The 23,485-nt window shown below is 62.5% G+C and carries 25 protein-coding genes and 1 tRNA gene; 8 read left to right on the top strand and 18 right to left on the bottom strand.

Annotation, left to right across the window (positions count from 1 at the left end; genetic code table 11):
* Nucleotides 1-18: 18 nt before the first annotated feature.
* Nucleotides 19-1,518 (bottom strand): phosphomannomutase/phosphoglucomutase, encoded by a 1,500-nt coding sequence (locus IYW40_RS00895; RefSeq protein ID WP_196399045.1) that lies wholly within the window; start codon nt 1,516-1,518, stop codon nt 19-21.
* A 173-nt stretch (nt 1,519-1,691) separates the two neighbouring features.
* On the opposite strand from IYW40_RS00895, the gene IYW40_RS00890 reads away from it, so the two are divergent.
* Nucleotides 1,692-4,442, top strand: a complete 2,751-nt coding sequence (locus tag IYW40_RS00890) for a DUF2235 domain-containing protein (protein ID WP_196399044.1) — start codon at nt 1,692-1,694, stop codon at nt 4,440-4,442.
* A 28-nt stretch (nt 4,443-4,470) separates the two neighbouring features.
* Here the strand turns inward: IYW40_RS00890 and hrpB are convergent, their stop codons facing one another.
* A complete protein-coding gene (gene hrpB / locus IYW40_RS00885; RefSeq protein WP_196399043.1) occupies nt 4,471-7,053 on the bottom strand; it encodes an ATP-dependent helicase HrpB in 2,583 nt (860 codons plus the stop codon).
* A gap of 152 nt (nt 7,054-7,205) precedes the next feature.
* Nucleotides 7,206-8,192 carry a TIM44-like domain-containing protein gene (locus tag IYW40_RS00880; RefSeq protein ID WP_196399042.1) on the bottom strand — a complete coding sequence of 329 codons (987 nt, stop codon included), beginning with the start codon at nt 8,190-8,192 and terminating at the stop codon, nt 7,206-7,208.
* 208 nt (nt 8,193-8,400) lie between these two features.
* On the opposite strand from IYW40_RS00880, the gene IYW40_RS00875 reads away from it, so the two are divergent.
* Both IYW40_RS00875 and IYW40_RS00870 read left to right on the top strand, forming a co-directional pair.
* On the top strand, nt 8,401-8,697 hold the full coding sequence (locus tag IYW40_RS00875) for a type II toxin-antitoxin system Phd/YefM family antitoxin (RefSeq protein ID WP_196399041.1): 297 nt from the start codon (nt 8,401-8,403) through the stop codon (nt 8,695-8,697).
* The gene (locus tag IYW40_RS00870; protein ID WP_196399040.1) at nt 8,694-9,116 is read left to right on the top strand and encodes a type II toxin-antitoxin system VapC family toxin; all 423 of its coding nucleotides are present in this window, start codon (nt 8,694-8,696) and stop codon (nt 9,114-9,116) included. The genes IYW40_RS00875 and IYW40_RS00870 overlap by 4 nt, the downstream gene beginning before the upstream one ends.
* A gap of 38 nt (nt 9,117-9,154) precedes the next feature.
* On the opposite strand, the gene IYW40_RS00865 is transcribed toward IYW40_RS00870, so the two are convergent.
* Entirely contained in the window at nt 9,155-9,409 is a 255-nt protein-coding gene (locus IYW40_RS00865; protein ID WP_196399039.1) for a BrnA antitoxin family protein, read from the bottom strand.
* The gene (locus IYW40_RS00860; RefSeq protein ID WP_175095139.1) at nt 9,366-9,641 is read right to left on the bottom strand and encodes a BrnT family toxin; all 276 of its coding nucleotides are present in this window, start codon (nt 9,639-9,641) and stop codon (nt 9,366-9,368) included. The genes IYW40_RS00865 and IYW40_RS00860 overlap by 44 nt, the downstream gene beginning before the upstream one ends.
* A 213-nt stretch (nt 9,642-9,854) precedes the next feature.
* On the opposite strand from IYW40_RS00860, the gene IYW40_RS00855 reads away from it, so the two are divergent.
* From IYW40_RS00855 to IYW40_RS00840, 4 genes are all read left to right on the top strand, one after another.
* Nucleotides 9,855-10,658, top strand: a complete 804-nt coding sequence (locus IYW40_RS00855) for a thymidylate synthase (protein ID WP_196399038.1) — start codon at nt 9,855-9,857, stop codon at nt 10,656-10,658.
* Nucleotides 10,659-10,664: 6 nt separating this feature from the next.
* On the top strand, nt 10,665-11,189 hold the full coding sequence (locus IYW40_RS00850) for a dihydrofolate reductase (RefSeq protein ID WP_196399037.1): 525 nt from the start codon (nt 10,665-10,667) through the stop codon (nt 11,187-11,189).
* Between the two features lie 66 nt (nt 11,190-11,255).
* A tRNA-Pro gene (locus IYW40_RS00845) sits at nt 11,256-11,332 on the top strand.
* Between the two features lie 368 nt (nt 11,333-11,700).
* A complete protein-coding gene (locus IYW40_RS00840; RefSeq protein ID WP_196399036.1) occupies nt 11,701-12,576 on the top strand; it encodes a lipase family protein in 876 nt (291 codons plus the stop codon).
* A 146-nt stretch (nt 12,577-12,722) separates the two neighbouring features.
* Here IYW40_RS00840 and IYW40_RS00835 read toward each other — a convergent pair whose 3' ends face one another.
* From IYW40_RS00835 to IYW40_RS00785, 11 genes are all read right to left on the bottom strand, one after another.
* Nucleotides 12,723-13,472, bottom strand: coding sequence for an outer membrane beta-barrel protein (locus IYW40_RS00835; RefSeq protein WP_196399035.1), 750 nt, complete (start codon nt 13,470-13,472; stop codon nt 12,723-12,725).
* A gap of 371 nt (nt 13,473-13,843) precedes the next feature.
* Nucleotides 13,844-14,029: a hypothetical protein gene (locus IYW40_RS00830; RefSeq protein ID WP_196399034.1), complete on the bottom strand. Its 186-nt coding sequence runs from the start codon at nt 14,027-14,029 to the stop codon at nt 13,844-13,846.
* A gap of 243 nt (nt 14,030-14,272) precedes the next feature.
* Nucleotides 14,273-14,941 carry a M15 family metallopeptidase gene (locus IYW40_RS00825; protein WP_196399033.1) on the bottom strand — a complete coding sequence of 223 codons (669 nt, stop codon included), beginning with the start codon at nt 14,939-14,941 and terminating at the stop codon, nt 14,273-14,275.
* A gap of 224 nt (nt 14,942-15,165) precedes the next feature.
* A complete protein-coding gene (locus IYW40_RS00820; RefSeq protein WP_196399032.1) occupies nt 15,166-15,480 on the bottom strand; it encodes a hypothetical protein in 315 nt (104 codons plus the stop codon).
* A 230-nt stretch (nt 15,481-15,710) separates the two neighbouring features.
* Complete coding sequence (locus IYW40_RS00815; protein ID WP_196399031.1) at nt 15,711-15,857, bottom strand: hypothetical protein; 147 nt, start codon at nt 15,855-15,857, stop codon at nt 15,711-15,713.
* Nucleotides 15,858-16,043: 186 nt separating this feature from the next.
* The gene (locus IYW40_RS00810) at nt 16,044-16,526 is read right to left on the bottom strand and encodes a hydrogenase maturation protease (protein ID WP_196399030.1); all 483 of its coding nucleotides are present in this window, start codon (nt 16,524-16,526) and stop codon (nt 16,044-16,046) included.
* On the bottom strand, nt 16,507-17,799 hold the full coding sequence (locus tag IYW40_RS00805; protein WP_196399029.1) for a Ni/Fe hydrogenase subunit alpha: 1,293 nt from the start codon (nt 17,797-17,799) through the stop codon (nt 16,507-16,509). Before IYW40_RS00805 ends, IYW40_RS00810 begins: the two co-directional genes overlap by 20 nt.
* Nucleotides 17,789-18,565 carry an oxidoreductase gene (locus tag IYW40_RS00800; protein WP_196399028.1) on the bottom strand — a complete coding sequence of 259 codons (777 nt, stop codon included), beginning with the start codon at nt 18,563-18,565 and terminating at the stop codon, nt 17,789-17,791. Before IYW40_RS00800 ends, IYW40_RS00805 begins: the two co-directional genes overlap by 11 nt.
* A gap of 1 nt (nt 18,566) precedes the next feature.
* On the bottom strand, nt 18,567-19,406 hold the full coding sequence (locus IYW40_RS00795) for an FAD/NAD(P)-binding protein (RefSeq protein WP_246720565.1): 840 nt from the start codon (nt 19,404-19,406) through the stop codon (nt 18,567-18,569).
* Nucleotides 19,399-19,863 carry a cyclic nucleotide-binding domain-containing protein gene (locus IYW40_RS00790; protein WP_196399026.1) on the bottom strand — a complete coding sequence of 155 codons (465 nt, stop codon included), beginning with the start codon at nt 19,861-19,863 and terminating at the stop codon, nt 19,399-19,401. Before IYW40_RS00790 ends, IYW40_RS00795 begins: the two co-directional genes overlap by 8 nt.
* Nucleotides 19,860-21,002, bottom strand: coding sequence for a 4Fe-4S dicluster domain-containing protein (locus tag IYW40_RS00785; protein WP_196399025.1), 1,143 nt, complete (start codon nt 21,000-21,002; stop codon nt 19,860-19,862). Before IYW40_RS00785 ends, IYW40_RS00790 begins: the two co-directional genes overlap by 4 nt.
* A 342-nt stretch (nt 21,003-21,344) precedes the next feature.
* Here IYW40_RS00785 and IYW40_RS00780 point away from each other — a divergent pair, with 342 nt between their 5' ends.
* Entirely contained in the window at nt 21,345-21,998 is a 654-nt protein-coding gene (locus IYW40_RS00780; protein WP_196399024.1) for a hypothetical protein, read from the top strand.
* A gap of 108 nt (nt 21,999-22,106) precedes the next feature.
* Here the strand turns inward: IYW40_RS00780 and IYW40_RS00775 are convergent, their stop codons facing one another.
* Together IYW40_RS00775 and IYW40_RS00770 are read right to left on the bottom strand one after the other, a co-directional pair.
* Nucleotides 22,107-22,604 carry a DUF1269 domain-containing protein gene (locus IYW40_RS00775; RefSeq protein WP_196399023.1) on the bottom strand — a complete coding sequence of 166 codons (498 nt, stop codon included), beginning with the start codon at nt 22,602-22,604 and terminating at the stop codon, nt 22,107-22,109.
* 361 nt (nt 22,605-22,965) lie between these two features.
* Nucleotides 22,966-23,485: methane monooxygenase/ammonia monooxygenase subunit C (locus tag IYW40_RS00770; protein ID WP_196399022.1), on the bottom strand; the 520-nt coding region annotated here is incomplete at its 5' end.

The raw sequence follows: 23,485 nt of genomic DNA, 5'->3' as shown, positions 1-23,485 counted from the left end.
CGATCGCCTCCAACGACTCTATATCGTCTGGTTGTAGGCGCCGACCTCGGAATTTTCGCGCAGCACGGCGTCGATCGCCGTAAACATTTCCTTCATGCGCGACTGCGACACCGGGCTCTCGACGACGACGACGAGTTCCGGCTTGTTCGACGACGCGCGCACGAGGCCCCAGGTGCCGTCGGCGACCGTTACGCGCACGCCATTGATGGTGACGACGTCGCGGATCGGCTGCCCGATGATCTGTTCGCCCTGCGCGCGCATCGCCTCGATGCGCGCCGTCACCTTTTCGATGACGCCATATTTCTTTTCGTCGTCGCAATGCGGCGACATCGTCGGCGAGCCCCAGGTTTTCGGCAGCTCGGCGTAGAGCTCGGCCATCGACTTCGTTGGATTGCGATCGAGCATTTCGAGGACATGGACGGCGGTGAGCAGCCCGTCGTCATAGCCGCGTCCGATCGGCTCGTTGAAAAAGAAGTGCCCCGACTTTTCGAAGCCGGCGAGCGCCTTGCGCTCGCTGACGCGGCGCTTGATGTAGGAATGCCCCGTCTTCCAATATTCGGTGACGACGCCGCGCGCGACGAGTTCGGGGTCGGTCGCGAACAGGCCGGTCGACTTCACGTCGACCACGAATGACGCGTTCGGATGGACCTTGGAGAGATCGCGCGCGAGCATGACGCCGATCTTGTCGGCGAAAATCTCGTCGCCATGATTGTCGACGACGCCGCAACGATCGCCGTCGCCGTCGAATCCAAGCCCGACGCAGGCGCCCGTCTCGCGCACCTTGTCGGCGATGGCGTGCAGCATGTGCAAATCTTCAGGGTTCGGATTGTAGCGCGGGAACGTGTAGTCGGGCGCGACGTCGAGCGGGATCACGTCGCAGCCGAGGCGCTCCAGCATCTGCGGCGCGAAGGCGCCGGCGGTGCCATTGCCGCAGGCGGCGACGACCTTCATCTTGCGGGCGAACGGCGGCCGGCGGGTGAGGTCGTCGATATAACGCGCGCCGAAATTCTCGATGTAGCGGTAGGAGCCGCCTTCCGCCTCGTGAAATTCGCCGGCGAGAACGATTTCCTTCAGACGGCCCATCTCCTCGGGCCCGAAGGTCACGGGCCGCCGCGCGCCCATTTTCACGCCCGTCCAGCCGTTGTCGTTATGCGAGGCCGTCACCATCGCCACGGCGGCGACGTCGAGATCGAACTGCGCGAAATAAGCCATCGGCGACAGCGCCAGGCCGATGTCGCGCACGCGCACGCCGGCGGCCATGAGACCGCTCACCAGCGCCAATTTGATCGATGAAGAATAGCTGCGATAATCGTGGCCGACGACGATTTCGGGCGCGACGCCCAATTCGCGCAGCAGCGCGCCAAGGCCCATGCCGAGCGCCTGCACGCCCATCAAATTGAGGTCGGCGCCAAACAGCCAGCGCGCGTCATATTCGCGAAAGCCGGTCGACTTGATGAGCGGCGCCTCTTCATATTCGAATGTATTGGGGCGCAAATTCGGGACGGGCTTGGGAAACATCAATGGTCCTTCGCTTAACGAGCGTCGCCTTGGCGGGTTTGACTTAAGCGAAAATCCGCGCCGCGCCAAATTTGGGTCCGAAGGCGGCCAATTTCGGCTTGCCGGACGCCGAAGGCGCTCGTAGGGTTTTCCATTGCTGGGACGAATTGCTTTTATCTTTTCGAGGTTTCGAAATGGTCAAGAAAATTGTTATTTTGGCAGATGGCACCGGAAACGGAAGACTGGTGCAAGTCTCAAACATCAATCGGCTTTCCCAGGCGCTCTGCCTCTCAAACAAAGATCAGGTCGTTTATTACATTCCCGGCGTCGGCACCGAGGGGTTCAAGCCGCTCGCGATGCTCGATGGCGCGACCGGCTTGGGCGTGCCGTCGAACGTGCGCAAGCTTTATCGCTTCCTGTCCTGGAATTGGGAGCCTGACGCAGCAATCTACATGTTCGGCTTCAGCCGCGGCGCGTTCACCGTTCGAATGTTGATCGATCTGATCCGCACGCAAGGTCTGCTGCCGACGGAATTCAATCGGAAGCGGGTAACGCATCAGGAGATGGTCCGAAATTCGGAGGACGCCTGGCGGGCCTTTTGCGAGCAGGATAAGGAACGGAAAAAGAATATCTGGGTGTTTCTGCGTTTGCCCAAGCTGCGAGACGCCATCTTCGGCGTCTGGAAACAGCTTCGAGGGCAGCCGAGCCATGCTGACGTGAAAAAGGCGGCTTCGGACCGCGCGCCTGAGAAGCTCTCGATCGACTTTGTGGGACTGTTCGACACCGTGGAAGCCTATGGCGTCCCGATTGAAGAAATGCGCGATGTCATCCATCGCTTCGTCTTCCCCATCAAGTTCGGCGGCGATCATACGATGTGGGAAGAAGTAAATCTGGTTCGTCAGGCCTTGAGTCTTGATGACGAACGCCGAACCTTTCATCCAATCCGCGTATCGCTTCTTGAGGATGATCTGAAGGAACCTGAGGACGATTTAGAAAAGCCGAAGCCCAAACGCATTGAGGAGGTTTGGTTCGCTGGCGTGCATTCCGACGTCGGCGGCGGTTATCCAGACGACATGACGGCGCATTGCCCGCTGGTGTGGATGATTCGAGAAGTTGAGAACGCTGAGGCCGACAGAGCGCTCAATTTCCATCCAACGGCGTTGGCCGGATTCAGAAGCATAGCGACGCCGTTCGGACCGCTGCACAACTCTCGAGCCGGCGCGGCTGTGTTGTATCGCTACGATCCACGGCAAGTGACGCTGAGGGATCCAGACAATCACCCCTACTGCCGGCCAACGATCCACCATACGGTCGTTGAACGGCTCGTGGACGGCAGTGGCGATTACGCGCCGCTGGCGCTTGGCGAAATTAGCGCCGACATAGCTGCGCGCGGACCCAAAGGCGCCGACGTGTTCATGCCGGACGGCTCCATCGCGCGCGCCGAGACTGGTGCGGAGTACGCGCTCATTCGCGAAGCGGATTCCGCCTCGGGGCCAGCTCGCCTGCAAAGCGACGGCCGCGAACTCGACATCGCCCAGGGGGCGATGAGGAGCCTCGACGCCCCCGACCGGGCCGAGATGGAGATCGCCCGTGACTATGTGTGGCTGAACCGAATTGCTTATTATTTTTTCGTGGTCTTATTCCTCATGGTCATCACGCTTCCGTTGATTGCTCCGGCGATTGACGACTTTAATGAAGGAGTTTGGAGCCAAATTTCAGTTATTGCGCTCCCGTTCCAGTGGCTGCTGCGCGTGCTCGGCCCCATTGGCGACGCATTATCGCGATTCATGTCAGGCTTCGAAAATGTGCTGCGCGGCATGGGCGACACAATCCTGTCCTTCACGCCTTCCTATCTTTATGCCCATGTCAAAGCGGCGCTGAATCATCCGTTTTTCAGCCTTACGCTGGTGATTGGCTATTTCTTTCTGCGCTACAAGAGCGACTCTTACGAGGACGCCACGCGCTATCATGCGCGCCTGGCGTGGAACATCCAGAACGACAAACTCAAGACGGACATTGAGCCCGAGCCGAGCGGATTATCGAAAAAAGTGCGCGCGGTGAGAAATTCGCCTGCGGCAAGATCTGTCCTTGGCGTCGGCCGCGCGATGGCGCCTGCCGCTTATGCGATTGTCTTTGTGTTTGCGCCCCTGCTTCTCGCCGCCAATCGAATTGGCTTCAATTATCTCGCGGGATCTGGTCGCGTTTGCGTGGATTCAGAGGCTCCCGAATGGGTGGCGAGCGCATCTGCACGATTTGCCACGAATGATCCCTGCTGGGCGAGCCGCTGGACAGTTGAACGCGGCGGCGTCTATCGCCTGACGATCAGCATCGACCCTAAAAGCGACGATCCCTGGCTGGATCAGCTGATGCTCACCGATCCTTACGGCTTTGATGCGAAAGGCTGGATTCAGACCGCTGGCGTCGCCTTGCGTCGCTGGCCTTCAGCCGCTTGGTTCCATCCTATCGCCCGCATCGGAGCGCGCGGAGATTCAGAGTGGCCGCTCGTCCCGATCGACGGCGGCGGCGCTCTATCGCCGCGCGGCCGGCGATGCTCGATGCTCCCGCTGAATTACAGCGAAACTGCCGAACATAAGTCTTTTTGCGCGAATCACCCCGCTGCGAAATCCTGTGTCGACGGCGGCCTGTCGCTGAGCATCGATCCGCTGCCCGCCGATGAATTGGATGCCGCCAAGGCGGCTTGGGCGCGAGACAGCTACTCTTACGACGGCAAGAGCTGCAATTCGGCTTTCCCGCGCAAAACCTTCGTGTCGGAATTCGTTGCGAGCGACACGGGAGAATTTTTCCTCTTCGTCAACGACGCTGTGCACATGTCCTTAGACGGTCGCAAACAAATTTTTTACGACAACAACACCGGCACAGCGAAAGTAATGATTGAGCGATTGCCGCGCGACGCCGCGCGAGCCACGACCGCGAGCGCGCCATAAGGTTTCGCGCTTCGCTCGGCCGCGGCGCTCACGAGCCCCGCGGCTTGGCCCGGGTCGTCGGCTGCGCGACCGCCGGATCCTCCGGCCAGAGATGGCGCGGGTAGCGCCCTCGCATCTCCTTCTTCACCTCACTCCATGAGCCCTTCCAAAAGCTCGGCAGATCGCGCGTCGTCTGTATCGGCCGATGCGCCGGCGAGAGCAGTTCGAGCGTTAAGGGCGCGCGTCCGCGCGCAAGAGTCGGGTGACTTGAGAGGCCGTAAAGCTCTTGCACGCGCACCGAGAGGATTGGTCCGTTCTCGGCCGCATAGTCGAGCGCATGGCGCGACCCGGCAGGCGTCTCGAAATGAGAGGGCGCTTCCGCGTCGAGCCTGCGCGACAACTCATAGGGGAGAAGCGGAGCCAGCGCCGCCTCGAGATCGTCGGCCGCAATGTCCGCAAGCGACGTGCGCCCCTCAATGAACGGCGCAAGCCAGTCCTCGGCGCGCGCCGCCAGAGCGGCGTCAGAGAGGTCCGGCCACTCGTCGCCCTCGGCGCGACGCAGAAAGGCGACGCGGTCGCGCCGCTGCATTTGCGTCTTCGTCCACGGCAGCCGCGCCACGCCAAGGCCAGCGACGCCGCGCGCGAGCATCCCGGCGTTTTCTTCGGACGGCTCGACCGCCAGATTGCGCTCGGAGAGTCGTATCGCCCCCAGACGCCGGAAGGCGCGACGCCGCAAGCTCGCGCTCGTCGCGTCGAAGACGGTTTCGTCGCGAGTCTCGATGCGGTCGCCGGCGATCGCCTCGACCTCCTCGGCGGTGAGCGCGCAAGCCGCGAGGATGCGCGCCTGCGCCGCCCGGCCGGTGAGTTCAGCGACGGCGAGAAATGGCGCGCGTGACAGAGCATCTTCGACTGGCAATATCGCGGCGCGACCGTTCGCCATCAGGAACTCGCCGCGCGCGCCCCGCGATTTGGCAATGCGATCGGGATAGGCAAGCGCGATCAGCGCGCCGTCTGATAGCTGCCCCCTCCCTGTCCCTCCCCCGCTTCGCGGGAGAGGGGACGCTAACGATCGGCGATTCGCGACAGGAAGCGCCGGGTCTGCTCCCTCTCCCGCGTAAGCGGGGGAGGGCTGGGGTGGGGGCGATCGATCAGCCGCCGCCATCGCCTGCCGCGCCCATTGCCCCGCGAGGCGCAGGGCGTCGCGCGCGCGCTTGGAGTTTTCGCTCCGCATGCGCTCGAGCCGATGCGAAAGGTCGGCGTCGACGCCGCCGATCCCGCGCTCCGAGAGCAGCATGGCGAGTTCGGCGGCGCGCTTCGCCGCGCCGTGACCCGCCGCTTCGACCACCATTCGCGCCAACCTGGGCGCAAGCGGCAGCGCCCGTACGGCGCGGCCCATGTCGGTAAGCCGACCGTCGTCGTCGAGCGCCCCGAGTTCGCGATCAAGCGCGACCGCCTCCTTCCAGGCGGGCGCCGGCGGCGGATCGAGCCATTTGAGTCGGCCCGGATCGCTCACCCCCCAGGCCGCGAGATCAAGCGCGAGCCCGGACAGATCGGCGTCGAGAATTTCAGGCGCGGCGAAGGCCGGGAGCGCCGCCGTCTGCGGCTCGTCCCACAGGCGATAGCAGACGCCGGACTCGGTGCGGCCGGCGCGGCCGCGGCGCTGATCGACGCTGGCGCGTGAAGCGCGCACCGTCTCGAGCCGCGACAATCCGAGATCCGGCTCGAAGCGCTGCACGCGCGCCAGCCCGCTGTCGATGACGATGCGCACGCCTTCGATCGTGAGCGAGGTTTCCGCGATCGACGTGGCGAGCACGACTTTTCGGCGTCCCGGCCGCGCCGGCGCGATGGCGAGGTCCTGCTCGCCGCGATCGAGCGCGCCATAGAGCGGCGCGACGTCGATGTCGTCCGGCAGGCGCGACTCGGCGAGACGCGAGGCGACGCGCGCGATCTCCCCCTGCCCCGGCAGAAACGCGAGGATCGAACCCCGCTCTTCGCGCAGCGCCAGCATGATCGCGCGGGCCATGGACTCTTCGATGCGCGCATTGGCGTCGCGGCCGAGATAACGCGTCTCGACGCCGAATGCGCGCCCCTGGCTCTCGATCGTTCTGGCGCCCATCAGCGCGGCGACGCGGGCGCCGTCGAGCGTCGCGGACATGGCGATGAGCCGCAGATCCTCCCGCAGTCCTGCCTGGGCGTCGAGCGCCAGCGCGAGGCCGAGATCGGCGTCGAGCGAGCGTTCGTGATATTCGTCGAACAGCACGCCGGCCACGCCCTCGAGCGCCGCATCGTCGAGGATCATCCGCGCAAACACGCCTTCGGTGACGACCTCGACGCGCGTTCGCGCCGAGATTTTCGATTCGAGGCGCATCCGCAGGCCGATCGTTTCGCCAACGGTCTCGCCAAGCGTCGCCGCCATGCGGCTCGCCGCCGCGCGGGCGGCGAGACGTCGCGGCTCCAACAGAATGAGCTTGCCGCCCTTCGCCCAGTCCGCGCCGAGCAGCGCGAGCGGCGCGCGCGTGGTTTTGCCGGCGCCGGGCGGGGCGACGACGACAAGGTTGCACGACGCCTCAAGCGCCGCGCGGATCGCCGGCAGCACATCGTCGATCGGCAGCGCAGAAAGATCATGCAGCATTGGAGGCGTGCGCTTCAAAAGTTCCAAATTCTATAGCGCGACGCACATTGCGGACGCCGGTCGAAGGGTCAAGACGCTGCGTCGCGCTGGACCGGCAATGAAAAAGCCCCTCCCTTGCGGGAGGGGCAAAAAGATTACAGCCAATGGTGAACTTACGCCGCCTGCTGGATCGCCGACACTTTCCACTCCTGCGGCCCGGCGCCCGCCGGTCGGCGGAAGGTCCAGGCCTCGGACGTCTCCGTCGGCCCGGGCGAACCAGGCGCGGGCTTGCCGGTGGCGCGATCCTCGATCACGTCATTGAGCGCGAAGCGCATGGCGACGGTGGCGTATTCGTCGACGCCTTCGCGCCAAGCCTCGGACAGATCGCCCTGAAGCAATTTCACGTCCGAGACGCGGTTGATGACGCCCTTGCGACGATTCTCCTCCAATTCGTCGTCGAAATAGGAGACCATTTCCGGCGTCGACATGCCGCGCAGCGCGCCAAGATCCTCGCGGCTATAGGCGCCCTGCGCTTCGCCGAGCAGGCGTTCGAAGGCGTTGAAGTCCGCCGCCGCAATCTTGATCGGCGTCGCCATCGCCGCTTCCGGAGAAGCGCCGGAGCCGAAGCCAGCCGCGCCGAAAGGCGCGCGCGCGGTAAAGGGCGACGTGAAGCCCGGGCTCGGACGGTGACCCGCCCCAGCCATGGCGTTCGCATTGCGACGCGTCCACCAATTGAAAGCCATGCGGGCCAGGAAGACGATCAGCGCGATCTGCAACAGCAGGCCGATGATCGACATGAAGCCCATCATGCCGCCGAAGAGGCCATGGCCCGTCAATAGGCCGAAGAGGCCGGCGCCCAGCAGGCCGCCGGCGAGACCGCCGAGCATGCCGCGACCGAAAGCGCCGCCAAAGACGCCTTGCCGCGACATCGGCCCAGCCATCCCCGGCGCGGGACGCGGCGCGACGCTGCGTTCGAAGGGCGAGGCCTGGCCCGGCATCGTTCGGGTCGACGGCGGGGCCGACCAGCTGCGCGAGCCGCGGCTGCCAAAGCTGCCGCCGCCGCCCATGCGCGCTTCGGCGATCGCGGGCGCAAGCGCCAGCAGCGCCGCAAGGGCGAGAGAAAACAGCGATCCGCGCCTCAGCGCGAAGAAACGCGACATATGCATCCCCCATCTGTCGGGAAGCGACGCTCCCCCAGCGAGGCAATATATAAGGGCCGCGTGACGGGTCCGCAAAGGCTCGGGCGCGGGAATCGGCGCGCAAGCCCTCTCCCAGCGTGTGCGCGCTTCTCCAGATACTCTCTTAGCGCGATCGCCAGCCTTCGCGGACCTGCTTGCATCCGAGCCGTCTTACGCTAAACTAGTCAGCATGACTAGATTTTCGAAATCGACCCAAAAGGAGCCGACTTCACCGAGGCGGTGGCTCCTTCAGGACGCCAAGGCGCGCTTCAGCGAACTGGTGCGGCGCGTCCGCAGCGAAGGGCCGCAGCACGTGACGGTTCACGGACGCGACGCCGTCGTCGTCGTTTCGGCGGAGGAATTTCGTCGGCTCGAGGGAGAGCGCACGGGGGACTCGTTGATCGCCGCGATGCAGGCGTCGCCCGCGCGCGACATCGACATTGAGCCGAAACGGGAAGCGATGCCCGTGCGCGAGATCGAGTTGTGAGCGGATGGCTGCTCGACACCAATGTGCTCTCGGAACTGCGTCGTCCGAGTCCCAACGCAAAAGTTGTCGCATTCGTAGCGGCGCAGCCGCTCGATCGGCTCTATGTCAGCGTGGTTACTTTTGCGGAAATCCGCTTTGGGATCGAGCTTGTTCCTGATCCCGCGCGTCGGGCCGAATTGCACGACTGGCTCACGCTCAAAGTGCGGCCGCTGTTCACACAAAGGACGCTGCCGGTCAGCGAGGACGTCATGTTGAAGTGGCGCCTGCTTGTCGAAGAAGGGCGCAAGACGCGATATACTTTCTCCCAGCCTGATCTCATCATCGCCGCCACAGCGCTTCTCCACGGCTTGACGGTCGTGACCCGAGACACTGGCGATTTCGAAAAAGCGCGCGCGCCGGTCATCAATCCGTGGGCGTGATGGTTGAGACTCGGCTGAACCGCCGGCGTGCCTCCCCTTCACGAGCGTGCGCGCTTCTCCAGATACTCGCGCAGCGCGGCGTTGATGCGCGATTGCCAGCCCTCGCCCGCCGCGCGGAAGGCCTCCACGATATCGGGATCGAGCCGGATCGTTGTCGAAACCTTGCGCGCTCGCGCGAGCGGGCGGCCGCGGCGGACAGGAGCGGCGGCGAATTTCTCGCGCCATTCGGGAGCCGACAGGTCCGGGGCGTCATCGGTGAAATCGGGGACCGTAGATGGCTTGTTCGCGGTCATTGGCTTTCCTCAGAGAGATGATGCGACGCGCGCCGCCGCGCCTCGTCCAAACCAGGACGACCATTCGGCCGTCGAGAAAACCAATCGAGATGAACCGGTCTTCGCCATAGTCGCGGCGCTCGTCCTCGACCGTCAGCGTCGCGCCGGCGAAGACTTCGCCCGCCCGCGCCATATCCAATCCTCTATGTTGGAGCGTGGCGAGGCGCTTGGCGGGATCGAACTCGATCGGCATTGATTTATTGTTACTACAATAAAGCCTTCGAGGCAATTATCGCAACAACAAAAATTGCGCCTCTTGACACTTTCCGACGGCTGCGGCGCATCAACCTCCCCTCGGAGGGGAGGGTCGCATGGCGCAGCCTTGCGGGATGGGGTGAAATAAGCCGTCCCCAGCTTTCGCGAGGGCTGGCAAGACATTCCGAACCCGAAAGATTAAACCGGCGACATGCGTCAATATCTCGACCTTTTGGATACAATCCTCCGCGAAGGCGTGCGCAAGGACGATCGCACCGGCGTCGGGACGCTGTCGCTCTTTGGCCACCAGATGCGCTTCGACCTTTCGCAAGGCTTTCCGCTGGTCACGACCAAGCGCGTGCATCTGAAATCGGTGATTCACGAATTGCTGTGGTTCCTGCAGGGCGACACCAACGTCAAATATCTGCGCGACAATGGCGTCACCATCTGGGACGAATGGGCGAATGAAGACGGCGACCTCGGTCCGATCTACGGCATGCAATGGCGGCGCTGGCCCGACGGCGACAGGGATATCGACCAGCTCGCCAATGTCGTCGAAGAGATCAAGCGCAATCCCTTCTCCCGCCGGCTGATCGTTTCCGCGTGGAATCCCGCGCAGGTCGACGACATGGCGCTGCCGCCCTGCCATTGCCTGTTCCAGTTTCATGTCGCGGAAATTGACGGCGTGAAGCGCCTCTCCTGCCAGCTCTACCAGCGTTCGGCCGATGTTTTCCTCGGCGTGCCGTTCAATATCGCGAGCTATGCGCTGCTGACGCATATGGTCGCGCAGGTCACGGACTGCGTTCCGGGCGATTTCATCCACAGTTTCGGCGACGTTCACCTCTATCTCAATCATGTCGAGCAGGCGCGGCTTCAGCTCTCACGCGAGCCAAAGCCCCTGCCCCGCCTCAAGCTCGTTCCTTCGGTGCGCTCGCTCTTTGACTTCAGATATGAACATTTGAGCGTCGAAAATTATGACTCCTGGCCGGCGATCGCCGCGCCGATCGCGGTGTAGACGGCGATGGAGCCCAAAATCGTCGCGGTCGTCGCGCGCGGACGCAATGGCGTGATCGGCGTCGCCAACGGCCTTCCCTGGCGGCTCTCGAGCGACCTCAAGCGCTACAAGGCGCGCACCTGGGGCAAGCCGATGATCATGGGACGGCGCACTTTCGAATCGATCGGGCGACCGCTGCCGGGGCGGGAAAGCGTCGTGCTCACCCGTGATCCCCATTTCAGGGCCGAAGGCGCGCACGTCGCGGCGAGTCCGGCGGAGGCCTTGGCGACGGCGCGTCGGCTGGCCGCGCTGCTTGGCGTCGACGAGATCATCATCGCAGGCGGCGAGGAAATCTATCGCGCCTTTCTCGACCTCACCGACGTGATCGAACTGACGGAGGTTGCGCTCGATATCGCTGGCGACGCGCATTTTCCGGCGCTCGACCCTAAAGACTGGCGCGAGATCGCGCGCGAAGCGCCGCCGCGCGGCCCGAAGGACGAGGCGGACTTCGCTTTTGTCACGCTTGAGCGGCGCCGTGGCCAAGGCGCCTGAAACCAGTTGCGGCGCAATGCGGCTATCGATATAAAACGCCTCGAAAGCGGCTTCGGCCATTTCTGTCGGAGTGTAGCGCAGCCTGGTAGCGCACCTCGTTCGGGACGAGGGGGTCGGAGGTTCGAATCCTCTCACTCCGACCAATATTCTCAAAAAAGCTAAGATGCGTTGACGCTCCGGTGGTCCACTGGAAGGCGCGCTATTCAGCGCGCATCATAACAAAAACTCCGGGCGGAGCATCTGAACGCGACCTGATTCCTTAAGCCTCGACGAAACGCGCCAAGAATGCGAGGCTTGCTAGGGCTATAATGGCGTGCGCCCGCATAGCTCGCTCGGCAATAAAGCGCCGAGAGCTTCAGCGGATAAAGCCGGTATTTCCCGGTAAAGCCCGACCAAACGGGGAGAAATTCAGGCCCTCCTTTACGCAATCATTGAACGCCCAATGGCGCCGGCCTGCAGCAGCTTGTCATCACAAATATTATCGTCGTCATCTATTCTTCTGGAGGGTATTATGACCCCTACGACCTGCAAAACATCTCAACCGCTATCCTTTGGGGACTCTTCTCAGCAAACCTTCAAGGTTTGCACGTTTCTGGTGAACGTGCTCAGTCAAATGTATGATCAATGGCTAAATGCCGGCTCGCCGCGAGACTTTGATTGGCGGCCGGTGAACGCTTGCCCGATCACCAAAGATTTCAAAGTGGAAGACTACGCTTTTGGTCAGATGATCTGGAGTACGTTCACTTTAGAGTTTAAAAAAACAGCCACTGAACCTTTCGGATGCCTTGTTAAATCCAAGATCGACGGTAGTCTTTATCTCGTTTTCCGGGGCAGCAAAAGCCTTGAGGACTTCGAAGTAGATATTGAATTCAAACCGGTAGCGTATAGCGCGCCGACGCCCAATCCCCCTCCCGGCATTCTCGTCGCAAGAGGCTGGTACGCAGTGTACACCGGGCTTGTGGAGGCGCTGGATGCCCAGCTCAAAACAATCGGCAGTAAGCCTCTTACCATCACTGGTCACAGCCTCGGCTCGGCGCTTGCCACACTTGCTGTGCCATTGGCGGCTTCTCACAATATTGCGGCCTTGCACTATAATTCCGCAAGTCCAATGGTGGGGCTAGAACCCTTTCGGCATTACTACGAAAACTTAAAGGTGCAAACATTCCGTCTTGTGAACACGGCCGACACCGTACCGAATCTTCCGCCAAAGCGTAACGGCGACTATCAACACGTCGGCATCGAAGTCCCCTTCAACGCGGACTATGGCGCTGAAAAGAAAACACACCATCCGTGTTGCAGCTACGCCTATGCAATCTACAATCCGGATGCACCCTGCAATAAAGACTTTGACGCCTGCGCCCCGACGCTCGGTCAAACCCACGAATAAACCCACTCGCCGGATGACCTCGCCCTGACCCAATCGGCGACGTCCGACTGTGTCGCGGCCCGCGCGTAGGATCTACGCGCTGAGAAAGAAAAAAGCCCAGCCACGAGGGCTGGGCTTTCCTGGATGCATCTGGCTCGAACGATCGATCAGTATTTCGCCAACACCGGCGCCGAAGAGCCGAAGTGGAAGTGGTAGTTCACGCCAAAGCGGATCGTGTGGAAGCGTGTGCGGTTGTTGACGTTGTTCAACCCCAAGCCGAAATTGAAGCCGTTGTTGTTGTTGCCGCTGAGCTGCGTATAGAGATACTCGGCCTTGACCGACCAGTTCGGCAGCGCAACGAACATATACTCGGCGCCGCCGCCGGCGGTCCAGCCCGTCTGCACCGTGCTGTTCTGGTTCAACCAGCCGTTGCGTTTCACCTCGCCATAAGCGAAGCCGCCGGTGCCATAGACCAGCAGTTGCGGGCTCAGCAGGTTGATGCCGACGCGGCCACGCACGGTGCCGAACCAGTTCAGAGTCGCGGTGGTTACCGGAGGGAGGCCAAAGAGCCAGTTGAAGCTGTTGCCGCCGGCGCCAGAGCCGATGCTGGTGCCCTGGAAGTCGGTCTCGACGCCGACGACGAACATCGGCGTGATCTGGTAATTGTAGCCAATTTGACCGCCGCCGACGACGCCCGCCCGGCTACCGCCGTGATTGTTGAAGCCCACGCCCCACGCGTTGGATGAATTTTGGGCGTAAAAGCCGACACCGAAGTTGAGACCGGCATAGAAGCCCGTCCAGGTCATGATCGGCGGCGGGGGCGGCGGGGGCGGCGCCTTGTAGTACGGAAGGTCGGCGGCCATGGCCGACCCTGTCGTCAGCGCGAAGGCCAAAGCGGCAAAAGTCGCCTTATTCATTATACCTTCTCCTAAGGTTAAAAAACGCCTTGGGTTGAATCCCTTGCGCCTGGAGCGATAGAACGTAAGAAAATCGCAAACCCTTGCACAGTCAAAGCAATTTACACGCTATTCGGCCCTCCCCATACGCTTTCCGCGCGACTGTGGCGGGGGCGCCACAGCGCAGAGATCCGCAAAAACGCATCATCGGTCGGGGGCTCTTAGGCCGCGGCTCCGTAAATAGGACGCCTGGTGAGCCGCTTTCATCACGATGACAGCGCTGTCGGCAGATCGACGTTGATCAAACCCGCCGTGCCCGGCCGGGGCGCTGAGCGTCGGAGAGCGGGGCGCGAGCCGAGCCCAAGTCCGGCCCGCGCCGATTCGATCGCTGATTAGAAGAAAAGTCCCAAACTGCCGCCCGCTAGCGCGCCCACAACGGCCGCAGCGATGGTGTTAGGAATGCCGCCGAGGGCCGCATAGGCGAGGCCACCCAAAATGACCGCGCCGACGCCTGCGAAAATGTAAGTGTTGGGCGTGACTTCCCAATCCTTTTCCCCAGACGGCCTTTGATCAGTCATAGCGGATCCTCCATTTTTTGCGAGTCGCCCTCAGCCCATCGCTGGGCCGCTTGCTGCGCTCGCTCAGTTTTGGATAGGCGTCATTTGGCTCCCCGACCCGACGCGTCAATGGTCGCCGCACACATTGCCGATATAAAAGCGGCTCGTCGTGACGGAGCAGATGGCTTCGGCGGGACTCTCGCCGATCGAAATGATCGACAGAAGGCCGGCGCAATCGCTCACGCCGCCCCAACCTTTGACGCGTCAGTGTCCGTCGTTGGAAAAGTGCTGATAGTCGATGCTTCTTTTCCAATGTCCGCCCCAGCGCCAGCCTCGCCGCGCGAAGGCCCTGGTGACGACGTCGCCGTCGACGATGATCCCGACGATATCTCTCCTGCGCTCGGAGGGCTCGTCATAAGCGCGCCCGGCTTCAGGCTCGGTTAGGTTTCCTTCCCGATAGGGATTTTGAACGGGATTGATGTCCACGGCCATTCCATAGGCGTGTCGCGACATCGCGCCACGATCGGTCGTTCGGCAATTGAACGCGCTTGTATTATTCGCCGCCATCGACCTTGAGTCATCGCCGCCGAATTCATCGATCAGGGACATTCGATAGATTCGAAATTTCCCGCTGTCGTAGATTTCCTCAAAGGCGGCTGCGACCGCTTTTGCGACGCTTCTTGCGACGATCAGCGAGCCGGTCTGCGCGTTACCGTCGAAATCCCGGTAGGGAACCCTCAACAGAACAAGTTCGTCGCGTCCCGGACATGCAAGCTCCGCCCGCCACGACCTTCCCTGCATGTAAGCCCATACTGCGTCGGGGATGGGTTCAGCCGTGACCTTCGCGCCCCGTGCATGTGCGACTGCGCCCGCGAGAAGCAAAAACAGCAGCGCAACCGCTCGGACCCCTGAGCAGCGCATCGTCAAAATCATTTGCGCGCCAAGCCGCATCTTCGTCCGCCAGTGTCGATCATTCGCCCAAGGACTGAGGACGCGCCAGCTTCGACGTCATGAATGATAGGCAAAATCTGCACTCATATGCTTGAGCATTCGAGTTTAAATGTCGTTAGAACGCCTTTTTTCAAAAAAACTGTTTGGCGGCGTTTCGCGCGGCTTCATTCACCCAATCTTCGCGGAGCGCTCTCAACGGCCTTTGATCAGAGAGACGGTAACGCGGTTGAATTGGCATATTCCGATGCACGCCATCCTAAGAAAGGCGGCGCCTCGATCGTCAGCGCCGCGATGCATACAAATTCGCCGACTCCATCCGCGATCACCATGTCGCCGATTGTGAGTATCGCGAGTCCCTTGCAGATTTCCGAGACGGCAAAAATTCCATTTGCCCTGGCCATGCCAATCAACTTGCCGAGCGGACGGTCCGTCCGAGTAGTAAGTGCATTCGCCGAAGAGAGGGCGATCTCCTTTTTTTCGGGCGACAGCCCGACAGATGATGGCGCCCGTGAAAAGCCCATGCTTAGCCTTCATAGATGGAGGTGTTGTTCCTCTACCTTGAATTGGGAACGCCAATATGGCCGACATGCGGCCCCACCTAGGCACAAGGCGAACGACGAGCGCTCCCGGTCTCTGACTGAAGCGTCGCAGCGGGGCGTTCCTTGCGTCTCAACGAACTGGCGTGTTTCTCAGCACGCCCACGCAGCTATACTTCTATCCTAAGCTGGCGCAGCCGAGGCAATCGCAAAGCTTAATGTTTTGCAAGACGCTCTATGGCGTTGATAAACGCCTCCGGCGAAGCGGCGATGCGTCGAACGATCTGCATCGGGAGTTGGACGAGCATCCGAACGGTCGAGACGGTGGCGATGACTTTCGACGCGGAAACGAGACGCTGCATTCGACTCTCCATACTTGGTCTGCGCGGCGCTGCTGTGCGGGGAGGCATTCGGCGGCGCTAAGCGAGCTAATCCTGGGTATTGCGAGCGCACACTTTAAGCATGCCAGCGTTTCGGCCGGGTTACCGCAATGTTGCTGGTCGTTTCGGGCTTGGGGCGAATTTGTGCGGCGCACCGCCCCGCTTCAGTTATTTACCGACAATGTCCGCCCGCAATCGGCCGGCGACGATATCGACCGCCGCCGCGACCGCCGGCGACATCGGCGCGCCGATGTCGAAGGTTCCGCCTTCGATCGCATAAACGATGCAGCGCGGGGGCAATACGCCCAGCGCGCGGGCGAGCTCCAGAGCTTCGGCGAGGCCGAAGCCATGCGTCGATGCGCCGAAAGCCGCTCGCGGAAGCGGGCCGGCGCTGACGTCATGGCGGCGGACTTCGCCAGGCTCCGCCCCGGAAACGCTAGCGTCGACAATGTAGGCGGCGTCCGCGCCCTCGAGCCGCGCCAATACGCGCGTCGCCTCGCCCTCCTCCTCGATGATGTCGACGTCGGCCGCCGACGCTCTCAGCGCTCGCGCGACCGCGCGGCCCGCCGCGTCGTCGCCGCGATCGGGATTGCCGATACAGAGCACGATGATGCGCGGCGCTTCGCGCGCTCTATCCGCCCCGGTCGACATCGAGCCGCAGAAAATGCGTCGCGCAGGAAATGCAGGGGTCGTGATTGCGAATGCTCTGTTCGCAGCGGTGACGCAAAGCGTCGTCTGACAAATCGAGCCAAGCGTTCGCGAAAATCTTCAGATCCTCTTCGATGCTCGGCTGGTTCTGCGACGTCGGCGGCACGATGCGGGCGTCGGCGATCTTTCCATCGGCATTGAGGCTGTAGCGATGATACAGCATGCCGCGCGGCGCCTCGGTCGCCGCATAGCCGGTTCCCACGCGCGGCTCGATTTCGACCGCAGGCCGCTCCGGCTCTTGGTAGTCGTCGATGATGCGCAGCGCCTCGTCGCAGGCGTAAAGAACTTCGACGGCGCGCACGATGATGCTGCGGAAGGGATTGGCGCAGACGGGGCCAAGTCCTGCGTCGCGCGCCGCCTCGCGCGCGATCGGCGAGAGAGACGCGGCGTTCAGCGCGTAGCGCGCCAAGGGCCCGGTGAGATAGGCGCCGCGCGCCTTGATGTGCGCATGCAGCGCGGTCGAATGTTCGACATGGCTCTCCTCGAAATGTTCGTCATATTCAGCGGCGGCGATGTTGAGCCCGCAGCTTGAAACGATGCGGCCCTGGTTGAAAGGATATTCGCCTTCGCCGCGCAAGGCGACGAATTCATAGTCGCGCGCAACATCCGGAAAATCAAAGCTGGACGTCCAGCGCACGGTCGCGAGCGCCAAGTCCCGCGCGCGCTTCAGCTCTTCAGCGAGCGGCTGAAGTTCACGCCGGCGCGGCGCACGATAAAAGCCGCCGACGCGGACATTGATCGGATGAATCTCGCGGCCGCCGAGAAGCGCGATGATCGAATTTCCGGCTCGCTTGAGATCGAGCCCGCGGCGCACAATGTCGGCATGGTCGCGCGCCATTTCGATTGCGCCCGCATAGCCGAGGAAGTCCGGCGCGTGCAGCATGTAGATATGGAGCGTGTGGCTCTCGATCCACTCGCCGCAATAGATGAGCCGTCGCAGGTCGCGCAACGGTCCGTCGACGACGACGCCGAGCGCGCTCTCCATCGCGTGGATCGCGCTCATCTGATAGGCGACTGGACAGATGCCGCAGATGCGCGCGGTGATGTCGGGCGCCTCGCTATACATGCGGTCGCGCAGAAAGGCTTCGAAGAAGCGCGGCGGCTCGAAGATGTTGAGCTCCGCCGATTGCACGACGCCGTCGCGCGCGACGACCTTGAGCGCGCCCTCGCCTTCCACCCGGGCGAGCTGGTCGACCTTGATCGACTTAACGATCATGACGTTCGCTCTCCTCGCGGAAGGCGTCGGCGTTGGCGTTGAAATTACGATAGACGCGCTTCAGCGCATCCTCATCCATGCCGAGCTTGCCCAGCCAAACCGACAGCGATGGCGCGTTGGGCGTCTCCATCGGGCCGTAGCAGCCATAGCAGCCGCGATTATATGACGGACAGAGCGCGCCGCAGCCCGCATGGGTGACAGGTCCCAGACACGGCGTTCCGTGACCGACCATGACGCAAAGATTGCCGGCGATCTTGCATTCGACGCAGACGCTATGCGGCGGCGTTTGCGGCTTACGCCCGGCGAGGAACGCTGAAATCGTTTCGACAAGCTGCCGCGTGCTGATCGGACAGCCGCGCAGTTCGAAGTCGACCTTCACGTGATCGGCGATGGCGGTCGACGTCGCCAGCGTTTGGATATAGTCCGGCCGCGCATAGACGATCGCCGCATATTCGCGCACATCGGCGAAGTTGCGCAGCGCCTGTATGCCGCCTGCGGTGGCGCAGGCGCCGATCGTAATTAAGAACCGCGACTGTTTACGCACCTCCTGGATGCGCGCCGCATCATGCGCCGTCGTCACCGAACCTTCGACGAGAGAAAGATCGTATGGACCTTCGACCGACGCGCTCGTCGCCTCAAGGAAATGCGCGATCTCGACTTCGCCGGCGATCTCCAGCAATTCGTCCTCGCAATCGAGGAGGCTAAGCTGGCAACCATCGCATGAGGCGAATTTCCAGACGGCGAGCTTTGGTCGAATACGCGCCACGTCACAGCTCCCGATAGGCGAGAAGATCGCGCACGCGATCGTAACGGTGGACCGGCCCGTCCTTGCAGATGAACAGCGGACCGAATTGACAGTGGCCGCAATGGCCAATGGCGCATTTCATGTTGCGCTCCATCGAGACGAAGATTCGCGAATCCGCAATGCCCGCGTCTTCGAGCGCGAGCGCGGTCGCCCGGATCATCACTTCCGGTCCGCAGATCATGGCGACCGTGTCCGCCGGTTCGAAGCGCAGCTTGGACAGCAACGGCGTGACATAGCCGACGTCTCCGGTCCACTGCGGCCCGGCGCGCTCCACCGCGACGCGCAACTGGAAGTCAGGCTTCTTCCGCCATTCTTCAAGTTCGCTGACAAAGATGAGGTCGTCCGGCGTGCGCGCGCCATAGAGTACGCCCACCCGGCCGTAAGCGGCGCGATGGCGCAGCAGCCAGTAGATCGCCGGCCGAAGCGGCGCGAGACCAATGCCGCCGCCAATCAGCAGGACGTCGAACCCCTTGGCTTCCTCGACCGGCCAACCGACGCCAAAGGGACCGCGCAAGCCCACCTGATCGCCGGCCTTCAATCTGCCAAGCGCGGCGCTCACCGGCCCGACGGCGCGGATCGTATGGGTGAGCCGCTCCGGCGCGTGCGAGTCCCCGCTGATGCTGATCGGTATTTCGCCGACGCCGAATGCGTAGAGCATGTTGAACTGCCCCGGCGCGAACGGCGCGGGGGGGTCGGGGGCGAGATCGAAGGTGAACACCTCCGCCGACTCGCGGATGAAACGCGTCACCGGCGTCATGCGCGGGACCATCGGAGGGCGCTGCGGCGCGCAGGCTTTAAGCATTTGCGGCATCATACATCCCGAGCGCCTGCATGCGCGCCGACTGCAGACGTTTGACGAGCGGCGGAATGAAGCGCTTCATCATTTCATAGCCGACGCGCGGATCCGCCTCGCATTTGCCGCGCAGACACTTCCCGTCGAAAGCGATGGCGCGCGTCAGTTCGATGGCGCGCGCGTCGAATGACGACCGATAGGGCGGAATGAGCCAGTCGGCGCCGAGAATTTCTCCGCTCTTGACGGTGAGAAAGGTGAACGCCCCGCGCCCCGGCACGAAAGTCTCCAGCGCCACGGCGCCATGTCGCACGAGATAAAAGGAATCCGCCGCGGCGCCCTCGCGATGTAGATAATCGCCCGGCTGCAGGATGACGTTCTTGGCGCATCCGGCGACAAGCGCCAATGTCTCTTCATCGAGACCCTCAGCGAAGGGATGATGACGCAGCAGATCGGCAATGTCCTTCATCGCGATTCCTCGGCGCAGGCGTCGCCGCCGCGGATGGCGCGCACCTCTGCGGTGATGTCGATGCCCACCGGACACCAGGTGATGCAGCGCCCGCAGCCGACGCACCCCGATGAGCCAAACTGATCGATCCAGGTCGCAAGCTTGTGAGTCATCCATTGGCGGTAGCGCGATTTTGCGCTGGCGCGCACGCTGCCGCCGTGAATGTAGGAAAAATCCATGGTGAAGCAGGAATCCCAGCGACGCCAGCGTTCCGCGCGTTCTCCGGAAAGATCGGATGTGTCTTCCACCGACGTGCAGAAACAGGTCGGACATACCAAGGTGCAGTTGGTGCAACTCAGACAGCGCGTCGCCACCTCGTCCCAGCGCGGATGTTCGAGATTGCTCATCAGCAGTTCGTTGAGATCGTCGGACCGCATGTCCCGTCCCATCGAGGATGCGGTGTGTTCGATGACAGCCTCACCGGCTTCGACTTCGCGGCTCGACGCAAGCCGATGCGGAACCTGCGCCAGGAGCGCGCGCCCCTCGTCGCTGCCGGTCTCGACGAGAAAGCTGTGCTCGGTCCCGTCGAGAAGCTCGGTCAGGGCGAGGTCGAACCCCTGCTCAACGCGCGGACCCGCGTGCATCGAAACGCAGAAGCACGTGCCTCCCGCCTTGCCGCAATTGACGGCCACGATCAGCGCGCGCTCGCGCAGCGCTTTGTAGTGCGGATCGACATAGAGATCGCTGACGAGAACCCTGTCCTGGATCTCGATCGCGCGAATTTCACACGCCCGCACGCCGATAAAGGCGAGACGATCGGTCGGCGGCGCTTCGGGCGTAACGCTTGCGTTCGCGCCAGCGCGTTCGGCCGTCCAAAGTCGCAGCTTCGGCGCGTGCAGAAATTTTTTCCACGACTGCGGCCCGACGGAAAAACCAAAGAGCGCATCGTCATCGCGACGGGCCAATCTGTAGCGGCCGCCGTCCTGCTCATCCGTCCATCCGCGAGGCAGATCGTCGACAGATTCGATATCGTCGTAAACGATCGCCTGATTTTGCACGGTGGGGCCGATGGCGCGATAGCCGCCCGCCCGGATCGCCCGCAGCAATGCCTGTAGGCCCTCGACCGTGATGATCGCCGCCGCTTCGTCAGCATTGGCCATGAGCGCTCCTAACCCGGCTTCCTGCCCGCCGATATCAAAACGAACGACGTCGGATGTTTCGTCAAGTTTAGCCTTTGCCGGCGCCCTTGTGACGCGAGGATGACATTAGGCGACGTCCCGCATCACGCGCTCATCGTCTTCCCCCGCGACTTCAACCGCCTCACGCGATCCTAGAGCCCGAGTTTACCAGCAGCCGGACGAGCCGGCGCAATTCCCATCTCGCCGGTTGCTCGGTTCCCGTGCACGAACTATCTTGACCTTCTAATTCGGCCAACAGGCGCGAGGGACAAGCGGGGATGGTCGCCGCTGCGTCGTTCGCGCCCGAACCAGTAGGGATTGCTCATGTCCAATAGCTCCGGCCCGGCCGAACCCAAAGAGCCCGACGTTACGCCGGAGGAGGAGAGCTGGGCGACGACGCTCGAGCATGGCTTCGAAGAAATCAGAACCCAGTCCGCCGGCGTCCTCTTCCTCGACGTCATCAAAATCGATCTGCCCTACATCGTGATGCTGTCGACGGCCGTGCTCGGCATCGGCATCGTCACGTTCACGGGACAGCCGGTCGCCTTCTACTGGGAGTTCCTGACGCCGGTCTATTGCGCGATCTGCATTTATATCGGCTGGCGGCACACCGAAACGACGCATGAACGCACGCGGCTGGTCTGGACCCAAATACTGCATTGGGCGGCGTTTCTCTTCGGCATGTGGCTGATCTATTCGCCGCCGCTGCGCCAGCTGATCGACGTCAACGCGGCCGGGCTCAATCTGATGGTGCTGCTCGCCGTCGCAACCTTCGTCGCGGGCGTTCACGCGGCCGCATGGCAGATCTGCGTCGTCGGCATTATTCTCGGAATTTTCGTCCCTGCGGTGGCGATCATTCAGCGCTCGTCGCTGTTCATTCTCGTTTCCGTTCTCGGCATAGTCTTTGTCGCCGCCAGCATCTACATCACGCTGCACTCCCATCGCCGAAAAGCTCGCGCGGCGGAGGAGACCGTCTAGAGCAGGTTCCGAAAACGTTGAGCGATTCCTTATCGATCACATGAGTCCATGTGATCGGGAAGCGCTCTAAAGGGTGCGCGCCGAAGGGCCGTTCGGCGCGCAGTCCGATCAGGTGGAGGCTGGCTGCGCTGCGAGCGCGGCGCGGATGGCGTCGTCCTTGGACTTATCGAAGGACGTCCGCAGCACCACGCCGCCGACTCCTTTCAGTCCCTCGAGAACCTTGTCGGTGGTCATCTTGCGCACGAGCAGGAACAGTGCGGCGCCGCCGGGCGGAACCGCGGCCGCCACGTCCTTCATGAATTTGTCGTCAATGCCGAAGTCGGTCAGCGCGCCGGAGACAGCGCCGGCGCCGGCGCCGATCGCGGCGCCTGCAAGCGGCATCATGAAGATCAATCCGATCAGAGCGCCCCAAAAGGCGCCGGAGACTCCGCCAAGGGCCGTGGTGCTGAACAGCTGATTGAGCTTTATCGCGCCATCGGCATTCTTTACGGCGACGACCGCGTCGCCGAGTTCGATCAAATATTCCTTTTGCATGGTGAAGAGCTTCTGCCGAACTTCTTCGGCCTTTTCTTCCGACGGAAACGCAATCACGAGAAGATCGTTCATTGGCCTCTCCTATTCCGCGCGCGGATCTCGCGCGCCGCCATTGACGATCTAGTTCAGTAAAAAAAGCAAGACAATGCGCCGGTGAGCGGCTGAGGCGGAATGAATAGACCTAACGGGCGGTCGGCGGACGCCGCCTTCATCGCCACCACAGCGACGCTGGCGGGCCAGCCTTCATGAGTTTTAGCGACGGCGCGACGGCGCGACCTCGCAGCGGGCGCGCTGCGGGACACGACGCGGCGCGGCATACAGGAAGCCGAGCGGCGACAGCGTCGCGGCCAGCAGCAGCATGATGACAACCATAGGAGTTTCTCCCGGTTTGTTGTGACGCCGCCCGCCACGGCGAGCGGCGCGCCAGTCTCAATTACTCGGTCAGGAGGGCGACGCCTTCCTTGCCGATCAGACGCTGAATGTTGATCAGCAGCTGAAGCACGACGCCGAACACGCCGAGCGCCATCCAGCCGAAGAACACGAAGCCCCAATGCAGCGGCGCAACGAACAGTTCTTCCATGAACCAGAACGTGTGGCCCCACTCATTCAGGCCGACGTTCGGGATGATCATGAACGGGCCAATCGCCACGATCAGATAGGCCACCGAATAGCCCTTGGAGAAATACGGAAGACGCGTCTTCGCATAGAAGAAGCCGCCAACCGCGATCACCGAGTAAATCGGGTAGCTCATGTAGAACTCGATGATGTGCGACGGCGTGAAGTCCGTGTCGCGAATCACCGTCATGTGCCAGGTGCCGTCCTGCTCCGTGAAGAACGACGCGCCCCAGTAAATGGCCGCGGCGTAAACCACCAGCCACTGCACCTCGACCACCAGGCGGCGCATTTCTTCGCGCGGCGCCAGGTTCGAGAAGTCGCGCGTGCGCGTCTTCCAA

It is taken from the genome of Methylocystis sp. H4A (assembly GCF_015709545.1).
In the GTDB taxonomy this organism is placed as follows: Bacteria; Pseudomonadota; Alphaproteobacteria; order Rhizobiales; family Beijerinckiaceae; genus Methylocystis; species Methylocystis silviterrae.
The sequence above is the reverse complement of the archived record's forward strand: the minus strand, read 5'-3'. Positions and strand labels throughout refer to the sequence as shown.

Excerpts from the sequence above, each read along its gene's own strand:
- IYW40_RS00895 (WP_196399045.1), bottom strand. The coding sequence starts at position 1,518 with ATGTTTCCCAAGCCCGTCCCGAATTTGCGCCCCAATACATTCGAATAT.
- IYW40_RS00890 (WP_196399044.1), top strand. The coding sequence starts at position 1,692 with ATGGTCAAGAAAATTGTTATTTTGGCAGATGGCACCGGAAACGGAAGA.
- hrpB (WP_196399043.1), bottom strand. The coding sequence starts at position 7,053 with ATGCTGCATGATCTTTCTGCGCTGCCGATCGACGATGTGCTGCCGGCG.
- IYW40_RS00880 (WP_196399042.1), bottom strand. The coding sequence starts at position 8,192 with ATGTCGCGTTTCTTCGCGCTGAGGCGCGGATCGCTGTTTTCTCTCGCC.
- IYW40_RS00875 (WP_196399041.1), top strand. The coding sequence starts at position 8,401 with ATGACTAGATTTTCGAAATCGACCCAAAAGGAGCCGACTTCACCGAGG.
- IYW40_RS00865 (WP_196399039.1), bottom strand. The coding sequence starts at position 9,409 with ATGACCGCGAACAAGCCATCTACGGTCCCCGATTTCACCGATGACGCC.
- IYW40_RS00860 (WP_175095139.1), bottom strand. The coding sequence starts at position 9,641 with ATGCCGATCGAGTTCGATCCCGCCAAGCGCCTCGCCACGCTCCAACAT.
- IYW40_RS00855 (WP_196399038.1), top strand. The coding sequence starts at position 9,855 with ATGCGTCAATATCTCGACCTTTTGGATACAATCCTCCGCGAAGGCGTG.
- IYW40_RS00850 (WP_196399037.1), top strand. The coding sequence starts at position 10,665 with ATGGAGCCCAAAATCGTCGCGGTCGTCGCGCGCGGACGCAATGGCGTG.
- IYW40_RS00840 (WP_196399036.1), top strand. The coding sequence starts at position 11,701 with ATGACCCCTACGACCTGCAAAACATCTCAACCGCTATCCTTTGGGGAC.
- IYW40_RS00835 (WP_196399035.1), bottom strand. The coding sequence starts at position 13,472 with ATGAATAAGGCGACTTTTGCCGCTTTGGCCTTCGCGCTGACGACAGGG.
- IYW40_RS00830 (WP_196399034.1), bottom strand. The coding sequence starts at position 14,029 with ATGACTGATCAAAGGCCGTCTGGGGAAAAGGATTGGGAAGTCACGCCC.
- IYW40_RS00825 (WP_196399033.1), bottom strand. The coding sequence starts at position 14,941 with ATGATTTTGACGATGCGCTGCTCAGGGGTCCGAGCGGTTGCGCTGCTG.
- IYW40_RS00820 (WP_196399032.1), bottom strand. The coding sequence starts at position 15,480 with ATGGGCTTTTCACGGGCGCCATCATCTGTCGGGCTGTCGCCCGAAAAA.
- IYW40_RS00815 (WP_196399031.1), bottom strand. The coding sequence starts at position 15,857 with ATGCAGCGTCTCGTTTCCGCGTCGAAAGTCATCGCCACCGTCTCGACC.
- IYW40_RS00810 (WP_196399030.1), bottom strand. The coding sequence starts at position 16,526 with ATGTCGACCGGGGCGGATAGAGCGCGCGAAGCGCCGCGCATCATCGTG.
- IYW40_RS00805 (WP_196399029.1), bottom strand. The coding sequence starts at position 17,799 with ATGATCGTTAAGTCGATCAAGGTCGACCAGCTCGCCCGGGTGGAAGGC.
- IYW40_RS00795 (WP_246720565.1), bottom strand. The coding sequence starts at position 19,406 with ATGCTTAAAGCCTGCGCGCCGCAGCGCCCTCCGATGGTCCCGCGCATG.
- IYW40_RS00790 (WP_196399026.1), bottom strand. The coding sequence starts at position 19,863 with ATGAAGGACATTGCCGATCTGCTGCGTCATCATCCCTTCGCTGAGGGT.
- IYW40_RS00785 (WP_196399025.1), bottom strand. The coding sequence starts at position 21,002 with ATGGCCAATGCTGACGAAGCGGCGGCGATCATCACGGTCGAGGGCCTA.
- IYW40_RS00780 (WP_196399024.1), top strand. The coding sequence starts at position 21,345 with ATGTCCAATAGCTCCGGCCCGGCCGAACCCAAAGAGCCCGACGTTACG.
- IYW40_RS00775 (WP_196399023.1), bottom strand. The coding sequence starts at position 22,604 with ATGAACGATCTTCTCGTGATTGCGTTTCCGTCGGAAGAAAAGGCCGAA.